Raw genomic sequence first — 15,920 nt, 5'->3', positions numbered from 1 at the left:
ACGGGGTGAGCATCGCGGAGTGGTGCACCTGGCGCATCCGGGGCCGGGCGGGTTGTGTATCCCCTCCCCGCCCCTTCCCGAAAGACCTGCGGTCGGCCTCGGGGCTCCGCCCCGGACCCCGCTCCTCAATCGCCGGAGGGGCTGAATTTGGCCCGCATATTTCGGGAAGGGGCGGGGAGGGGAAAAGATCACACGGCCGTACGGGTGACCTCACCCCGGCTTGCGGGCCACCACCAACCGGCACCGCGGACTCCCGTCCGCCCTGCGGCCGAACTCCTCCAGAGCGTGCAGCTCGACCACGAACCCCGCACGCTCCAGATCCGCCCGGACCGCGCCCAGCGGCCACGTGCGGTAGTACATGACGAACGGCGGCCGCCACACCCGGTTCCGCACCCGCATCGCCACGTCGAAGCCGAGCAGCGTCCAGTGCATCGGGGTGCCGATTCGGGGCGGGGCGGCGACCGGAAAGGCGAAGACGCCGCCTGGCCGGAGCACCCGGTGCACCTCGGCGAACAGTCCGGGCCGCTCGGCCGGCAGGAAGTGGCCGAACGCACCGAAGCTGACCGCCAGGTCGAAGGCGGCGCCGAACGGCAGTGCGCGGGCGTCGCCCCGTACGCGATGCACGGCGGGCGGGCCGGGCTCGTCCCCCCGGATCCGATCGAGCATGCCGGCGCTGAAGTCGACGCCCGTGACTCGACGACGGCAGACCGCGCGCAGGACGTCGAGCCCGGCGCCGGTGCCGCAGCACACGTCGAGGCCGGAGTCGAAGGGGCCGAGGCGGGTGAGCGCGGACTCGGTGGCTTCGAGGAAGCGGTCCGGGGTGCGGAACGGGGTGTGGTCGAACTTGGGGGCGAGGAGGTCGTAGCCCCGCTCCACGGAGGTCAGCGCCTGTTCGGCCAGTTCGCGCAGGGTCGGCCCCTTGGAGGTGAACATTCCGCCACCCTAGCCGCCGGCCCTCGTTATTGACTCTGTGTCAATTTTGCCGACCCGTTACTTCCCCGCTACGCCTACCCGCCCGTAACTTGGCTGGCGCACGACGCTCCTCCCCCACCAGCCGCAAGGGAGTCCGTTCGATGCCACCCAGTTCCCGTTTCCGGCGCGCGCTGCGCCCCCTCACCGCCCTGCTCCTGGCCGCCGCCGCACTGACGCCGGTCACCGCCGCCCAGGCCGAACCCACCGCACCAGCCGCCGCGCCGAGCAGCGGCTGGAACGACTACGACTGCCGGCCGTCCGCCGCGCACCCCCGTCCGATCGTGCTCGTGCACGGCACGTTCGGGAACTCCGTCGACAACTGGCTGGGCCTCGCCCCGTATCTGGTGAAGCGCGGCTACTGCGTCTTCTCCCTGGACTACGGGCAGTTGCCGAACGTCCCGCTGTTCCACGGCCTCGGCCCGGTCGAGAAGTCCGCCGAGCAGTTGGACGCGTACGTCGACAAGGTGCTCGCCGCGACCGGCGCCCGCGAGGCCGACCTCGTGGGGCACTCACAGGGCGGGATGATGCCGCGCCACTACCTGAAGTTCCTCGGCGGCGCCGACGAGGTGAACGCGCTCGTCGGCATCGCGCCCAGCAACCACGGCACGACCATGAGCGGCCTCACCAAGCTGCTCGACGTGTTCCCCGGCGCCCGCGAGTTCGTGGACGAGAACACCCCCGCCCTCACCGACCAGATCGCCGGATCGCCGTTCCTGACGAAGCTGAACGAGGGCGGCGACACGGTGCCCGGCGTCACGTACACGGTCATCGCGACCAAGTACGACCAGGTCGTCACGCCGTACGCCTCGCAGTTCCTCGACGGGCCCGGCGTCACCAACGTGCTGATCCAGGACAAGTGCGCGGCGGACCTCTCCGAGCACGTGGCGATCGGCCTGACCGACCGGCTCGCGTTCCACGAGGTGGCCAACGCACTCGACCCGGAGCACGCGAAGCCCACCACCTGCCTGTCGGCGGTGAGTTGAGCCGTAGACGGAGGCCGGCCGCGCCCGACGGTGAGTCCGTCAGGCGCGGCCGGTGTCGATGACGCGGCGCTCCTCGGGTTCCTCGCGCGGGTACGTATCCGAGTGCGCGGCGATCAGCGGTGGGTCCCGGTCAGGCGCTGGATCTCGTCCACCGCTTCCTTCAGGCCGACGCCGGTGATCTTCCGGTACTCCTTGATCGCCTTCATCCGCTCGCCCTGCTCCAGGAGCAGGTGGACCGGGGCGAGGTTCGGCATCAGGCCGCCCGCGTCCACGCCCAGGTGCTCGATGATCAGGTCCAGCTTCCGTTCGACGCGGGCGGTCCTGCTCTCCACTCGCCTGATCTTGCTCTCGATGGCGCTGCAGGCGAAGAGGACGACGACAGCGATCATGGAAACCAGGGCTATGTACATGGGAGTTGATCCTACGGTCCGGTCACAGCCCCACGTTGTCGTTGACCGACCCCAGGCCGGTGCCGGAGAGGCGCCGATGCAGCGCCACCGCCTGGTCCTCGGTGAGCGAGGCGACATGGTCGGCCGCCGCCCGCAGCACATCGCCGTGCTCGGCCAGTTCATCGGCCCGCTCCGGCGGGAGCAGCTCGGGCGACTCGTGGGTCCAGCGCAGCAGTTCGCCGACGATGCGCCGCTTGCCGTGCTGCTGGGTGGCGAGGGCGGGCCGGTCGATGACGTACGCCCACACCAGTTCCTTGAGCAGATCGCAGGCGGCGCGCCGCTCGGCCGGGATGACGAGCCGGGCACCGTAGCGGATGGGCGCACTGCCGCCGATGTCCAGGGTGATGCCGCGGGTGAAGTAGTCGATGAGGTCGGAGGTGCGGCGGTTGACGGCGACGGCGTCGTCGTGGCTGCCGCTGTACGGCGCGGGTACGGTCAGCCGCTTGCCGATCTCCGTGAGGAGCCCCTGGGCCGCGTCACGGTCGAAGGGCTCACCGGCACGGGACCTCTTGCCCTGCACGTAGTCGAGGAAGCGCCGCACCTCGCGCTCGGTGTCGCCGCCCGCGGCGCCGGGCGGCGGGAAGAGGGAGGCGAGCGGGATGTGTCCGGTGCGGTAGAAGTCCTCGACGTCGTGGCAGGCGTACGTGACGTCGTCGGCCCAGTCCATCAGCTGTTCCTCGACGGGCACGTCGGTGTCGGCGCGCCCGTTCCGCACCCAGGCGAAGGCGGCCAGGTCGGCGTCGTACACGCCCCACTTGACGTGGCGGGCCGGGTTCTCGGCGAGCGGGGCGCGCTCCCACGGGTACTTGGTCGCGGCGTCGAGGCAGGCGCGGGTGAGGTGGAGTCCGCGGTGGCCGGGGTACTTGTGCGCGGCGAGGTAGGTGACCACGCGGAAGGTCTGCGCGTTGCCCTCGAAGCTGTCCAACTGGCTGTCCCGGCCGCGTAGTTCGTCCATCGTGGCGCGCATCGCGGTCTCGCCCGCGTGGCCGAACGGCGGGTGCCCGATGTCGTGCGCCATGCAGGCCGCCTCGACGAGCGCCGGGTTCGGGCCGCCGTACCGCCGTTGCAGCCGCTCGGCCATGCGGCGGCCGAGCTGGGCCACCTTCATGGAGTGGGTGAGGCGGGTGTGGTACGCGCCGAGCTCACCGCTCGCGACGACCTGGCTCTTGCCCGCGAGGGCCCGCCACTGCGTGGAGTAGAGGATGCGGTCCACGTCGTGCTCGAAGCCGGACCGCTGCCCGTCGTCGGACACCCGGCGCCGCAGGGAGTGCTGTTCGAGGTCGTCATCGCTGTACTGGGCGGGTCGCATGGCCGGATGGTACGCGGGCCCGCGCCGCTCAGCCTTCCGGAATTGCGGCGAGGAAGTCCCGTACGAGGGTGTTGTGGAGCTCGGGGCGTTCCAGGTTGGGGTAGTGCGCGGCGGCAGGTGTCGGTGACGGGGATCCGCGGATCGGGCTCGTCGGCGGTGTGCTTGGCGAGGGTGCGGGCGGTCATCTCCCCTAGCAGTGCGCGGACTTGGGCGTCCCTGTCGTCGAAGGAACGCTTCGGCCCGGGCGCCATACGCGTGAACGCCTCGACCCAGGCGGCTTACGGCCAACGCCCGTACGAGTCCGGGGTGTTCGAGTGCGACGTCGACCGCGGTGCCGCCACCCATGGAGACGGGACGGCACCCGACCCGGCGCACCGGCGCTCATCGACCACGTCGATGTGAACGGAGCGCCGGGGCCCGGGAGAGCGCCCCGTCAGGCGCCGCACACCGAGGCGCCGTTGTGCCGGTCGCCCGCGCCCTGCTCGACCAGGACACCTTGCAGGGCGGGCACGGGCCACGCGGACTGCGCTCCGGGGTCGCCGCCCGGCTCCGCGAGGCCGACGTCCGCCGTCCGGTGCCACCACTCCGTACCGCCGTCCTCGATGCAGCGCAGCAGGATGCCCTCGCGCAGGCCCCAGGGGCAGATCGTCAGCTCGTCGATGCCGGTCAGCTTCATCACGGTGTGCGCGACGACCGCGCCCGCGAGGGACTGCCGGGCCCGCGCCGCCGAGATGCCCGGCAGCTCGGCCCGCTCCGCGCTCGTGCGCCGCGCCAACTCGTCCAGGGCCACGCGCAGATCCGCGCGCGCGAGCCGACGCGGCGTGAACGGCCCGAACCGTCCCGGCGCCGCCCCGCACAGCCGCCCCAGCTGCTGGAACGTACGCGAGGTCGCCGCCGCCGTCCGGGGCGCCTCCCAGCGGACCCGCGCGGAGGCGTCCCGCATCTGGTGGCGTACGTGGCGGCGCAGCGCCTTGATGCGGCGGGGCGCGGGCGGGTCCTGGGCGCCGAAGAACTCGCGGGTGAGGCGGCCCGCGCCGAGCGGCAGGGACAGTGCGAAGTCCGGCAACTTCGAGCGTCCGAAGGCCACTTCGAGGGAGCCGCCGCCGATGTCCAGCATGGCGAGGGGCCCGGCGCGCCAGCCCATCCAGCGGCGTGCCGCGAGGAAGGTCAGCTCGGCCTCCACCTCGCCGGGCAGCACGTTCAGGTGGAGTCCGGTGCGGGCGGCGACCTTGCGGAGGACGTCCGTGCGGTTGGGGGCGTCCCTGACGATGGCCGTCGCGAAGGCGAACGGCTCGGTCACGCCCCAGCGGCGGCCCTCGGCGCGGGCCGCGGCCACCGCGTCGACGATCCGGTCCACCTGGTCGTCAGGCACGTGGCCGCCCCGGTCGACGTGCTCGGCCAGGCGCAGTGCCCGCTTCGCGGTGTGCACCGGCAACGGGACGGCGCCGTCCGTGTCCGCGACGACCAGACGCACCGTGTTCGAACCGACATCGATCACTCCCATACGCATTCCTTCCCGGTACCCGAGGAAGGAGGTGCCAATGCGGAAAGTGGGGGCTGACGTTGGCCAGGTCGCTCGCCGGTACCCCCGGGGCCGCGCTTCGAGGCCGTCGTTCGGCTGTCGTTCGACTGCCGCGCCGTCGTGGCTGGTCGCGCCCCGCGGCGGAGCCGCACATGTCACAGCCCCGCGCCCCTATCAAACCCAGCCCGTCCGGCGTTTGAGGACGAGCGCCTCAGCGCGATACGGGGTCCGGGGCGGAGCCCCGAAGCGGGGTCCAGGGGCGGCAGCCCCGGGCAGGGGCGCGGGGGCCGCAGGCCCCCACCGATCCTCAGTGCGCCGCAGCCGGGATCTTCGCCGTCGTCTTGCGTGTGGGGGCGTCCTCGCTCACCGGGACGTGCAGCCAGGCCGCCTCCGAGGGGACGCCGCGGTCGTCGACGGCCATGACCATGTACCAGCCGGGCGGCACGAGTGCCGGGTTCTTCGGCAGGGTGACCTCGACGCCGTCCTTCGTACGCTCGAAGTCGAGGGCGATGGAGCGCTGTTCGACGTTGGTGACATGCGTGAAGGAACCCGGCCGCATCAGCCGCATCTTCTTGATGGACGCGGCGTCCTTGCTGCTGAACGTCTTCTTCTTGCCCAGCTCGACACTGCTGCGCCCGCCGTTCGGATCCCGCAACTCGGGCCGCTCGCCGCCCTGGTGGAGGTACGGGGGTGTGTAGAGCTCGATGCGCTGCTCGAACGTGGCCAGCTTGGAGTTGGCCTTGTCGGCGAAGAGGGAGTCGGAGCCGAAGGTCATCACCCGGCCGTCCGGGAGCAGCAGCCCGCCGGAGTGGTAGTTGCGGCCCACGAGCGGGGCGGCGGCCGAGGTGAACTTGTTGCTCTCCGGGTCGTAGAGGGCGGCCTTGAGCACGTTGGTGTCGCCCTTGCCGCGGTAGTCGCCGGAGCCGTTGGTGGTGAGCACCTTGTCGTCCGGGAGGATCACGCTCGTGGGGTAGCGGGCCTTCTCGTACAGGTCGGGCCCGTCCACGAAGCGCGGGCTCGCCGCCTTGAGGTCGGCGATGCGGGTGTGGTCGGTGGCCTTCTCGGACTCGCCGACGCCACCGCCGCCGAGCACCAGGTACTTCTGGTCCTGGGCCGGCGGCAGCAGCACCGACATCGAGGTCTCCAGGATGTCGGGGTCACTGATGCCGGGCACCTTCGTGAACTCGTTGGAGTCCAGGTCCCACAGGCCGGGCTCGCGCCCCTGGTCGTCCGGTCCGTACCCGGCGTTGGAGCCGGTGTAGAAGAGCCGCCCGTCGTCGGCGAGGAAGAGGGCGGGATAGGTGGGGAAGAAGCGGGACTTGGGGAGGTAGCGCCACTTCTTGGTCTTCGGGTCGTACACCTCGTTCTTGCCCGGCACGACCTGGCCGATCTCGTCGAGCCCGGACACGGAGAGGACCTTGCCGTCCTCCAGGGTGGTCAGGGTGGGATACCAGCGGGCCTCGCCCATCGGGTCGACCTTGATGTACCGCTCGGCGACGGGGTCGAACTCGTAGGCGTCCTTGATCCCTTGGAAGTCCTTCTTGTCGAAGGACAGCTTCTGCGCGATGCCGTAGATGTTCTGCCGCTCGTCGCCCTTGAGGCCGGAGATGCGGTACTGGTCCTGGCTACCGGTCTGATGCTTCTCGCCCTTCTCCAGTGCCTCCACGTACACGCGCGCGCTGCTCGCGGTGACCTTGGGCTTGCCGGTCCTCGGGTCGGTGGTCTTCTTCGCGCGCGGCACGACCAGGCTGACCTGCGACTCGAAGGTCTTGCCGTTCTCCTGGCCGGTGAAGCGGGTGCCGGCGGGCAGGGTCTTCGGCTTGTCCGGGTTCTCGTTGTAGACGATCATCAGGCCGCCGGCCTTCTCCACGTCGCCCTTGAGCGACTCGTAGCGCTGTGTTCCGCCCGCCACCAGCAAGTTCCCGTCCGGGAGTTGGGTGTGTCCGGCGCAGAACAGGTCGGCGGGGGTGGGCACGTTCTCGAAGGTGTTCTTCACCGGGTCCCACAGCACGGTGCGGAAGGTCTTCGCGTCGAACATCTTCGCGTTGTTGCCCGAGCCCGCGATCAGGAGGACCTTCCCGGTGTGCAGGAGCGCGGCGTGGATCGTGTTGATGCGGTACTTCTCCGGTACGTCCACGACCTTCCACTGGCCGTTCTTCGCCTTGTACTCGGGCTGATCGATCTCGTACGCGTGATACCGCTCCGAGGCGAAGTCGTAGACCGCCGGGGCGTTGGTCCCCGCGAGGACAAGGACGACGGCGCCGCCCATCAGGACCCTGGTGGTGCGGCGGCTCGGACGGTATCCCATCGACAACTCCCCATGAGGCACTACGGCAGCGACCCTGACACCCACCAATGGGCGTTTTGCACGTTTTGCACTCTATGACGAGTCCGGACATTAGTCCTGGATGACCGTAGGGACTTTGGCCCTCGGCCGACCGGGGGTCCGGCCGCCCCTCCCGGCGCGGCGGACCGCACTCCGGGCACCGCGGGATGGCCAGATGCTTGCGGTACGGGTCTATCTGGCCACTGGTTCGCCCTGGGGGCCAGATGGAGGATCGAGGCATGAGAATCCTGTGGATCTACGCCCACCCCGAACGGCACTCCCTCAACGGCACCTTGCTCGACGCGGGACTGCGCACCCTCGACTCCCTCGGCCACGAGCACCGGATGTCCGACCTGTACGCGATGGGCTGGAAGGCCGTCGTCGACGCGGAGGACTTCCGGGAGCCCGGAACCGAGTCGGCCGCCCCGGGGCACGAGCGGCTCGTCGTCGGCGCCGCACAGGAACAGGCGTACGGACGAGGGGAGTTGAGCGCCGACATCCGTGCCGAGCAGGAGAAGCTCGCCTGGGCGGACACCGTGGTCCTCCAGTTCCCGCTGTGGTGGTTCGGGCCGCCCGCGATCCTGAAGGGCTGGTTCGACCGGGTCCTGGTGCAGGGCTTCGCCTTCGGCCTCAAGGACGAGGCGGGCACGACCCTGCGGTACGGGGACGGCGGGCTCGCGGGCAAGCGCGCCCTGATCGTCACGTCGGTCGGGGCACGCGAGTCCAGCTTCGGCCCGCGCGGCATCCACGGCCCGATCGACGAGGTGCTGTTCCCGCTCCTGCACGGCACGTTCTGGTACACGGGCATGACCCCGCTCGCCCCGTTCACCGTCTACGGCGCCGACCGGATGACCCCGGCGGGCGCCCACACCACGACCGAGGCCCTGAGCGACCGGCTGCGCGGTCTGGCGGACGAGGAGCCGCTGCGCTACCGGCACGAGCAGGGCGGCGACCACGACGGCGATCTGGTGCTGCGACCCGATGTGGCACCGGGACGAACAGGTGTCGCGGCACAGCGGCTCGACGTACGGGACCGGGTGGGGGCGGGGCGCTGAGGCAGCGGACCGACCCCGGGTACCCCAACTCCCGTTGCGGAGCGTGCAATTCGAATTGCGGTACTTGCCGGGCGTGAGCCACACCCGTCACTGTGTCCCCATGGATGGCCCCACACCTCCCACCCCCACGGGCAGCCCCGGCCGGCGTCGCTTCCTCGGCGCGCTCTCGGCCGTGGGCGCCCTGGCCACACTGTCCGCGGCGAGCGCCCCGCCCGCGCCCCCGCCGTCGCAGCGCCGCCCGCAGCCCGCGCCGCCCCGCCGCGAGAAGACCGGCCCGCGCCCCCTCCTCATCGGCACGTACACCTCGGCCGGGGCCGGCGGCAAGGGCATCGGCGTGACCTCGTACGACCCGGCCGACGGGACGATCACCGAGGGCGAGACCCTCACCGGCATCGACGACCCGTCGTATCTGGCGGTCCACCCGGACGGGCGGACGTACTACGCGGTGAACGAGCAGGAGCAGGGCGGTCTGACCGCGATCCGCTTCCGGCCGGGCGGCCCGCACGAGGTGATCGGGCGGCGCGACAGCGGCGGCGCCGCCCCCTGCCACCTGTCGGTGCACCCGAGCGGAAAGTGGCTGCTCAGCGCCCACTACGGCTCGGGGAGCGTCGCCGTCCACCCGATCGACGCGTCCGGCGCCCTCGGCGAGCGCGCCGACCTCGTCACCCACGACAGCCCGCCGCCGGGCCCCGGGCAGCAGGGGCCGCACGCCCACCAGTTCCTCACCGCCCCCGACGGCGGCCATCTGCTCGCCACCGACCTCGGCACGGACACCGTCTACACGTACCGGCTCGACCCGTCGGCGGGCACCCTGACCCGCGTCGCATCGGCCGCGTTCCGGCCCGGCGCGGGCCCCCGGCACCTCACGTTCCACCCCTCGGGGCGGTACGCGTACGTCGCCGCCGAGCTCGACAACACCGCGGTCGTCTGCGCGTACGACCCGGCGAGCGGCCGCCTCACGCCGGGCGAGCCGCAGGAGACCGGCACCGGGTCCGGCACCAGCCATCCGGCGATGTTCGCGGTCACCCCCGACGGCTCCTACGCCTACCTCGCCAACCGCGGCCACAACAGCCTCACCCGGTACCGGATCGAGTCCGGCGGCGCCCGCCTGCGGCTGCTCGACACGGTCCCCGTGGGCGGCGACTTCCCCCGCCACATCGCCCTCTCCCCCGACGGCACCCTCCTCTTCGCCGCCAACCAGCGCTCCGGCACGGTCAGCACCTTCACGGTCGACCCGGCCGACGGCGCGCTGCGGCCCGTCGGCGAGGGCTTCGCCTCCCCCGGGGCGGTGTGCGCGCTGCCGCTGTGACGGGACGACGGGTGCTCACCGCCCGGCGGCGCCACAATGGACGTACGCACCCCGCCGGACGACCGGAGGACCCGTGGCACGTCTGCTGTACACCGTGATCACCTCGCTCGACGGTTTCATCGCCGACGAGGACGGCTCCTTCGACTGGGCCGCGCCCGACGACGAGGTGCACGCGTTCATCAACGACCAGGAGCGCTCGGTCGGCACCCAACTCCTCGGCCGGCGCATGTACGGGGTGCTGCAGTTCTGGGAGACCGTCCTCGACGAGCCCGGTCAGCCACCCGTGGCGGTGGACTTCGCGCGGCAGTGGCTCGAAGCCGACAAGATCGTGTACTCCCGGACCCTGCGCGAGGTCTCGACCGCGCGCACCCGGATCGAGCGCGAATTCGACCCCGGGGCGGTCGCGCGGCTCAAGGAGTCGGCCACCCGCGACCTCGCCGTCGGCGGGCCCGAACTGGCCCGGCACGCCTTCGCCGCGGGGCTCGTCGACGAGTGCCGGGTGTTCCTCGTCCCCTGCCTGGTCGGCGGCGGCAAGCGGGCCTTTCCCGCCGGGTTCCGCAGCGGCCTCGAACTGCTGGAAGAGCGCCGCTTCGCGGGCGGCACGACGTTTCTGCGGTACGCGCCCCGCAGCTGAACCGGATCCGCCCCGGCGCGTCGCCCGCCCGGGGCAAACGGCGATTTTCGGCCTCAACTACCGCACCGTCAGGCACAGTTGAGGGCCCTGCGCAACACCATAAAGCGCCCGGCAAACCGCGCGAATCGGGACAAGACACATGCGAGGACACCGGCATATGCCGACAGCACCACCGGATCGTGTGTTGCCAAATCCCTTACGGGGCATGGCTGCCTGTGCAACAGTCGTAACCGGCTCTTCCGTCAGCCTTGGTCGCACCGCGCCTGCATCGGAGTACGTCATGCCGTCCCCTCTCTTTGCGGACCGCCCCGCACCTCAGCCGCCCGAGCGCGGCACGGTCGACGCGCTCATCTCCCAGACGCAGCGCCTTCGCGGGGACGTGGACGCCGTGCGCCGCGACACCGTGCCCGACGCCATGGACCCGCGGGGCCGCTGGCAGCGCGCCCTGTGCGAACTCGCCGTGCACCAACTCGACGACCTCAACACCCACTTGGGCCAGCTGCGCGCCGGCGTCCCGGCCGACTCCCTGCAGGACGGCCGCCAGGCAGCCGTGGCCACCCCGTCGCGGCCCGAACCGCAGCGCGGATCCCTGCTCAGCAGGGTCGGCAGCGCCGAGTGGAACCTCCTGACGGACGAGGTCACCTGGTCCGGCGAGCTCTACGCCATATTCGGCTGGGACCAGGCCAAGCAGCCCCTCACACTCGACGAACTCCCCGCCCTCGTGCACGCGGAGGACCAGCGCCTGCTCACCACGATGGTGACGGACTGCCTCGTCGACGGGCGGCCCATCGACGGCGAGTTCCGGATCGTCCGCCCCGACGGCGACGTGCGCACCGTGCACATGATGGGCGAGCCCGTACTCGACGCCAACGGCATGACCGCGTCGATGTGGGCCGTCCTGCGGGACGTCAGCGAACTGCGCCGCAGCCAGCTCGCGGTGCGCGAGAGCCAGGAGTCCCTGCAGCGCCAGCAGCAGCTGGCGCAGACCGAGCACCGCGTCGCCGTGGAGCTGCAGGAAGCCGTGCTGCCGCCCTGGCGCGGCTCGCTCCGCTTCCCGCACGGCAGCCCCGCGGCCCTGGACCTGGCGGCGCACTATCTGCCGTCCTCCTCCAGCGCGCTGATCGGCGGCGACTGGTACGACGCCCTGCAACTCCCGGACGGTGACGCCCTGTTGAGCGTCGGCGACCTCACCGGGCACGGCGTCACCGTCACCTCCGGCATGGCGATGCTGCTCGGCGCGCTGCGCGGGATGGCGATCGCCGGTTCACAGCCAGGACCGCTGCTCGGCCACCTCAACCAGATGCTGGACACCGCCGTGCAGCCCGCCCTGGGCAGCGCGGTGTGCTGCCGGTACAACCCGGTGCACCGCACGCTCACCTGGGCGCAGGCCGGGCACCCCGCCCCCCTGCTGTTCCGCGGAGGGACGGGGCGCGCGCTGACACCGCCGGACGGAGTGCTTCTGGGCGCCACCTCGGGCGCGGTGTACGAACAGGCCGAAGAGCGCCTGGAGATCGGCGATCTGCTGCTGCTCCACACCGACGGCCTCGTGCCCGGACGTGACGGCACCGCGGGCGCCGAGCGCCTCCTGGGCCTGGCCCCCCGGTTCGCCGGGGCGCGCGGCGCGCAGGACTGCGTACGCACGGTCGTCGAGGAGTTCGGACAGGCCGAGCGCGAGGACGACGCGTGCGTACTGGTCGCGAGGATCGGGGCGCCCTGAGGGGAACGCCCTGAGGGGGCGCCCTCAGGGGTGCGGGGCTGTGTCGATGTGCGGCTGGCGCCGCGTGGGCGCGAGGACGGGCCACGGGCCCGCACCCGGCGACGAACGGCCACCCGGCAGACGAGGCCCCGCAGTCCGGCCGACCGTCAAGGGTCGTCATGCCCTCATGCTCTTGCCCTTCCCCTTCGACTGGACCTTGGGCAGGGCGAGTTCGATCTCCTCGCGCAGATCCTGGATCTTCGGGTACGAGGCGTACTGGCCGGTGAGCCGGTACATCTCGCGCAGCCGGTCCCAGGTGCGGTGCGAGGAGGTCTCGCCCATGGACACCAGGGCCAGGCGTGCGTACCGGTCGGCCTGCTCCGGGTCGTCGGCGATGAAGCAGGCGGAGGCCAGCGAGATGTAGTCGAAGATCTTCGAGCGCTGCCGCCCGCCGACCCGCAGCTCCAGGGCTTCCTTGGCGTGCCGTTGGGCGATGCTTGAGGCGCCGGGGTCGTGCTCGGCGAGCGTGCGGTACGCCAGGGCCTGCATGCCGTGCATGTCGGCCTCGTCGAACATCTGCATCCAACTCGGCGGCGGCACATCGCCCTTGTCCGAGACGAAGAGTTCCTCCGCCTCGCCGAGGGTGCGCCGCATCGCCTGGCCCTTGCCCATGGCGGCCTGCGCCCAGGCCTCGATGGTGTGCAGCATCGCCTGGGTGCGCGGCAGGACTTGGTCGCCCGAGCCGGACTTGGCGAGCTTCATCAGGTCCAGGGCGTCGTCGGGCCGGCCCAGGTGCACCATCTGGCGGGCGCCCCGGGAGAGCGCCTCGGCGGCGCGCGGCCGGTCGCCGCCTTCGCGGGCCGCGTGCGCGGCGATCACGAAGTACTTCTGGGCGGTGGGCTCCAGGCCCACGTCGTGCGACATCCAGCCCGCGAGGACCGCGAGGTTGGCGGCGACGCCCCACAGGCGCCGCTGGAGATGGTCGGGGTGGTGGTAGGCGAGCATGCCGCCCACCTCGTTCAACTGGCCCACCACGGCCTTGCGTTGCAGCCCGCCGCCACGGGAGGCGTCCCAGGCGCGGAACACCTCCACCGAACGCTCCAGCTCCTCGATCTCCTGCGACCCGATGGGGGCGGCCTCGTACCGGTCGTACCCAGCGGGGTCGGCATGCAGGGGGTCGTGGGAGCGGGGTGCGTCGGCGGTCAGGGCCGGGTCGGTGTGCAGCCAGTCGTGCATGGCGCTGCTGAGTGCGGATCCCGCGGCGAGCGCGGCGCCCGCGCCCACCAAGCCGCGTCGGTTGAGCATGAGGTCCATTCCCGTGAATTCGGTGAGGACCGCAGCAGTCCGCTCGGGCGCCCAAGGCAGTCCGTCGGGGTTGTCCTGCTGCCCCTTGCTCTGCCTCTTTCCCGTACGCCCGTGCCGGACCAGACCGAGGTCCTCGATGGTCACGACACGGCCGAGTCGCTCGGTGAACAGGGCCGCCAGGACCCGCGGTACGGGATCGCGCGGGATCTCTCCCATGTCGATCCAGCGCCGCACCCGCGAGGTGTCGGTCGCCAGCTGCGGATGGCCCATGGCCGCCGCCTGCCGGTTCACGAGTCTCGCCAGTTCGCCCTTGGACCAGCCGGCCAGGCCGAACAGGTCTTGCAGGCGAGTGTTGGGTTCGCTGCTCACGTCAAGCCCCCAGGTTCTCGGCTGAGTTGACAGTAACCGCCTGTCAGATGCGGTGCGACTATTCGCCAGGGTTCGCCAGGGTGCGCCACATGGTGTGCCAGGCGCCGGGAGGTGTCAGGTAGATATGCGCCACCCCGCCCCGGCGGTCGTACCGCACTCCCCAGGGTGCTGCACTGCAGCCGGGCGGGTGGCGTATGTGACTCGTCGGCACACGAAGGGATCTGTCTCGCCCATGTACGCAGCATCGTCCTCCGTGTCCGCTCCGCCCCGGCCGCAGGCCCACCGTCAGGGCAGCGGTCCGTACTTGGCACCGTCCCGGCAGGCGGTCCCCGCCATAGGCGGCCGGATGCGCCGCCCGGCCCCCGGCACGCAACCCCTCAGCGGCAGACTCGACCTGTCCGGCGCCCAGGGCGCGCAGTTGCGCACGGCCATCGCGTCCGTGCTGCGGATCTGCCCGGAGTTCAACCCGGTGCAGGTGCTGCGGCGCAGCGGACGCTCCGTACTCCTGGTCGGTACGACCGGACGGTCCACCGCGGTCGCCAAGTGCTTACTGGACCACTCCCCCGCGTGGTCGGAGCGGCTCCAGCACGAAATAGCTTCATACCGCGCGTTCGTCCGGCACCGTCCGCCGGTACGTGCGCCGCGGCTCATCGCCGCCGACCCGGTGGGCGGCACGCTGGTGATCGAGCGGATGCCGGGAAGGGTCGCGGCCGTGCAGCGGCACCCGGTGGAGGCGCCGCCGCGCGCGGACATCCGTGCGGCGCTCGGCGCGATCTGCCGGCTCAACGCCTGGCGGCCGCCGGCGGGGATGTTCGACGCCCCGCTGGACTACGGCTCGCGGATCTCGCGCTACCACGAGCTGGGTCTGCTCACCGACCGGGACCTGGGCGACCTGCAGAAGCTGCTGCACGGCATCGCGGTCTCCGCGGGCCCCAGCGGCATGGGCCAGTTCTGCCACGGCGACGCGCTGCTGCAGAACGTCCTGCTCTCCCCGGCGGGCCCGGTCCTCGTCGACTGGGAGCACGCGGGCTGGTACCTGCCGGGGTACGACCTGGCGACGCTCTGGTCCTGTCTCGGTGACGCCCCCCTGGCACGCCGTCAGATCAGCCAGCTCGCCCAGTCCGCGGGCCCGGCGGCGCGGGACGCGTTCCTGGTGAACCTGATGCTGGTCCTCACCCGGGAGATCCGCATGTACGAGACGGCCGTGCAGCGCGCCATGCACGACCAGACCCCGGCAGCACCGGGTCAGGCCCAAGCCGGTGCTGCGCCGTCCGGCGAGGAGCAGCGGCTGCTTCTGCGGCGGCTGCACGACGACTGCGCGCTGGCCCGCAGGGCGGTGCGCGCGGCGGTCGGCACTCGCTGAGGGAGGACAGGGGTGTCGGGGCTCAGGCCCCGGCACCCCTGTCTTCAGTCGCCTCAGTCGCCGAAGGGGCGGGTCAGGGGAATCACCACGTCGAGGCGCACCTCCGTACCTCCGTGGGTGCACGCCCCCACATGCAGGCCCGCGCCGATCAGCAGGGCGCGTTCGCGCATGCCCTGGATGCCCGCGCCCTCCTCGGCCGTGCCGATGCCGCGGCCGTCGTCCCGGACGAGCAGGCGCAGCGTCCGGCGGGCGATCCGGCGGATCTCGTCGAGCCCGGCCCGCGTGGCCTCCTGGGCCTGGCGCAGTTCCTCGCGGAGCGGCTCGGGGGCCTGGTCGGCGGTGTGCTTCAACTGGAGCAGGACGGCCGTGAGGGTCTGGCCCACCTCGTCGTGCAGTTCGCGCGCGACCCGGCTGCGCTCGTCCTCCTGGGCGGACAGGGCGCGGGCGCTGCTGGTGGCGCGTTCGGCGGCCAGGGCCCGTCTGCCTGATCTTTGCGGATCAGCCCGCGGCGTCTGGTGCGGTGCATCGGCGTGCGCCCGGATCGCCCTCGTACTGGACGTACTTGGGTGATTCGGGCGTGCGGCGAGGTGCCGTGCCAGGCGTCGCGGACCCGCAAAGATCGGGGAGA

Annotated in this window: 13 protein-coding genes; 6 read left to right on the top strand and 7 right to left on the bottom strand. The window is 71.9% G+C overall.

Annotation, left to right across the window (positions count from 1 at the left end; genetic code table 11):
- Positions 1–210: 210 nt before the first annotated feature.
- Positions 211–933: a methyltransferase domain-containing protein gene (locus tag RCO28_RS09635; protein WP_308940581.1), complete on the bottom strand. Its 723-nt coding sequence runs from the start codon at positions 931–933 to the stop codon at positions 211–213.
- A gap of 140 nt (positions 934–1,073) precedes the next feature.
- On the opposite strand from RCO28_RS09635, the gene RCO28_RS09630 reads away from it, so the two are divergent.
- Positions 1,074–1,955, top strand: a complete 882-nt coding sequence (locus RCO28_RS09630; protein ID WP_308940580.1) for an alpha/beta fold hydrolase — start codon at positions 1,074–1,076, stop codon at positions 1,953–1,955.
- 113 nt (positions 1,956–2,068) lie between these two features.
- On the opposite strand, the gene RCO28_RS09625 is transcribed toward RCO28_RS09630, so the two are convergent.
- The 4 genes from RCO28_RS09625 to RCO28_RS09610 all read right to left on the bottom strand — a co-directional run bounded on the left by RCO28_RS09625 (position 2,069) and on the right by RCO28_RS09610 (position 7,543).
- Positions 2,069–2,365, bottom strand: coding sequence for a hypothetical protein (locus RCO28_RS09625; RefSeq protein ID WP_308940579.1), 297 nt, complete (start codon positions 2,363–2,365; stop codon positions 2,069–2,071).
- A 22-nt stretch (positions 2,366–2,387) separates the two neighbouring features.
- Positions 2,388–3,713 carry a dGTP triphosphohydrolase gene (locus RCO28_RS09620; protein WP_308940578.1) on the bottom strand — a complete coding sequence of 442 codons (1,326 nt, stop codon included), beginning with the start codon at positions 3,711–3,713 and terminating at the stop codon, positions 2,388–2,390.
- A gap of 433 nt (positions 3,714–4,146) precedes the next feature.
- Positions 4,147–5,223, bottom strand: coding sequence for a Ppx/GppA phosphatase family protein (locus RCO28_RS09615; RefSeq protein WP_308940577.1), 1,077 nt, complete (start codon positions 5,221–5,223; stop codon positions 4,147–4,149).
- Between the two features lie 319 nt (positions 5,224–5,542).
- On the bottom strand, positions 5,543–7,543 hold the full coding sequence (locus tag RCO28_RS09610) for a kelch motif-containing protein (protein ID WP_308940576.1): 2,001 nt from the start codon (positions 7,541–7,543) through the stop codon (positions 5,543–5,545).
- Positions 7,544–7,800: 257 nt separating this feature from the next.
- On the opposite strand from RCO28_RS09610, the gene RCO28_RS09605 reads away from it, so the two are divergent.
- The 4 genes from RCO28_RS09605 to RCO28_RS09590 all read left to right on the top strand — a co-directional run bounded on the left by RCO28_RS09605 (position 7,801) and on the right by RCO28_RS09590 (position 12,276).
- On the top strand, positions 7,801–8,616 hold the full coding sequence (locus tag RCO28_RS09605) for an NAD(P)H-dependent oxidoreductase (protein WP_308940575.1): 816 nt from the start codon (positions 7,801–7,803) through the stop codon (positions 8,614–8,616).
- A gap of 100 nt (positions 8,617–8,716) precedes the next feature.
- Positions 8,717–9,925, top strand: coding sequence for a lactonase family protein (locus tag RCO28_RS09600; protein ID WP_308940574.1), 1,209 nt, complete (start codon positions 8,717–8,719; stop codon positions 9,923–9,925).
- A gap of 73 nt (positions 9,926–9,998) precedes the next feature.
- Positions 9,999–10,559 carry a dihydrofolate reductase family protein gene (locus tag RCO28_RS09595; protein ID WP_308940573.1) on the top strand — a complete coding sequence of 187 codons (561 nt, stop codon included), beginning with the start codon at positions 9,999–10,001 and terminating at the stop codon, positions 10,557–10,559.
- Positions 10,560–10,839: 280 nt separating this feature from the next.
- Positions 10,840–12,276, top strand: a complete 1,437-nt coding sequence (locus RCO28_RS09590; RefSeq protein ID WP_308940572.1) for a SpoIIE family protein phosphatase — start codon at positions 10,840–10,842, stop codon at positions 12,274–12,276.
- Positions 12,277–12,432: 156 nt separating this feature from the next.
- Here the strand turns inward: RCO28_RS09590 and RCO28_RS09585 are convergent, their stop codons facing one another.
- Positions 12,433–13,929 carry a hypothetical protein gene (locus tag RCO28_RS09585; protein WP_308940571.1) on the bottom strand — a complete coding sequence of 499 codons (1,497 nt, stop codon included), beginning with the start codon at positions 13,927–13,929 and terminating at the stop codon, positions 12,433–12,435.
- 232 nt (positions 13,930–14,161) lie between these two features.
- On the opposite strand from RCO28_RS09585, the gene RCO28_RS09580 reads away from it, so the two are divergent.
- Positions 14,162–15,292 carry an aminoglycoside phosphotransferase family protein gene (locus tag RCO28_RS09580; protein WP_308940570.1) on the top strand — a complete coding sequence of 377 codons (1,131 nt, stop codon included), beginning with the start codon at positions 14,162–14,164 and terminating at the stop codon, positions 15,290–15,292.
- A 53-nt stretch (positions 15,293–15,345) separates the two neighbouring features.
- Here RCO28_RS09580 and RCO28_RS09575 read toward each other — a convergent pair whose 3' ends face one another.
- Positions 15,346–15,891 carry a sensor histidine kinase gene (locus RCO28_RS09575; protein ID WP_374991136.1) on the bottom strand — a complete coding sequence of 182 codons (546 nt, stop codon included), beginning with the start codon at positions 15,889–15,891 and terminating at the stop codon, positions 15,346–15,348.
- Positions 15,892–15,920: the final 29 nt, after the last annotated feature.

The sequence above is a fragment of the Streptomyces sp. LHD-70 genome (assembly GCF_031157275.1).
Taxonomy (GTDB): Bacteria; Actinomycetota; Actinomycetes; order Streptomycetales; family Streptomycetaceae; genus Streptomyces.
Note: the sequence above shows the minus strand (reverse complement) of the source record. Positions and strands in the feature narration are given on the sequence as shown.

Bases quoted from the DNA above. Each gene is read 5' to 3' on its own strand.
- RCO28_RS09635 (WP_308940581.1), bottom strand. From the start codon at position 933: ATGTTCACCTCCAAGGGGCCGACCCTGCGCGAACTGGCCGAACAGGCG.
- RCO28_RS09630 (WP_308940580.1), top strand. From the start codon at position 1,074: ATGCCACCCAGTTCCCGTTTCCGGCGCGCGCTGCGCCCCCTCACCGCC.
- RCO28_RS09625 (WP_308940579.1), bottom strand. From the start codon at position 2,365: ATGTACATAGCCCTGGTTTCCATGATCGCTGTCGTCGTCCTCTTCGCC.
- RCO28_RS09620 (WP_308940578.1), bottom strand. From the start codon at position 3,713: ATGCGACCCGCCCAGTACAGCGATGACGACCTCGAACAGCACTCCCTG.
- RCO28_RS09615 (WP_308940577.1), bottom strand. From the start codon at position 5,223: ATGCGTATGGGAGTGATCGATGTCGGTTCGAACACGGTGCGTCTGGTC.
- RCO28_RS09610 (WP_308940576.1), bottom strand. From the start codon at position 7,543: ATGGGATACCGTCCGAGCCGCCGCACCACCAGGGTCCTGATGGGCGGC.
- RCO28_RS09605 (WP_308940575.1), top strand. From the start codon at position 7,801: ATGAGAATCCTGTGGATCTACGCCCACCCCGAACGGCACTCCCTCAAC.
- RCO28_RS09600 (WP_308940574.1), top strand. From the start codon at position 8,717: ATGGATGGCCCCACACCTCCCACCCCCACGGGCAGCCCCGGCCGGCGT.
- RCO28_RS09590 (WP_308940572.1), top strand. From the start codon at position 10,840: ATGCCGTCCCCTCTCTTTGCGGACCGCCCCGCACCTCAGCCGCCCGAG.
- RCO28_RS09580 (WP_308940570.1), top strand. From the start codon at position 14,162: ATGTACGCAGCATCGTCCTCCGTGTCCGCTCCGCCCCGGCCGCAGGCC.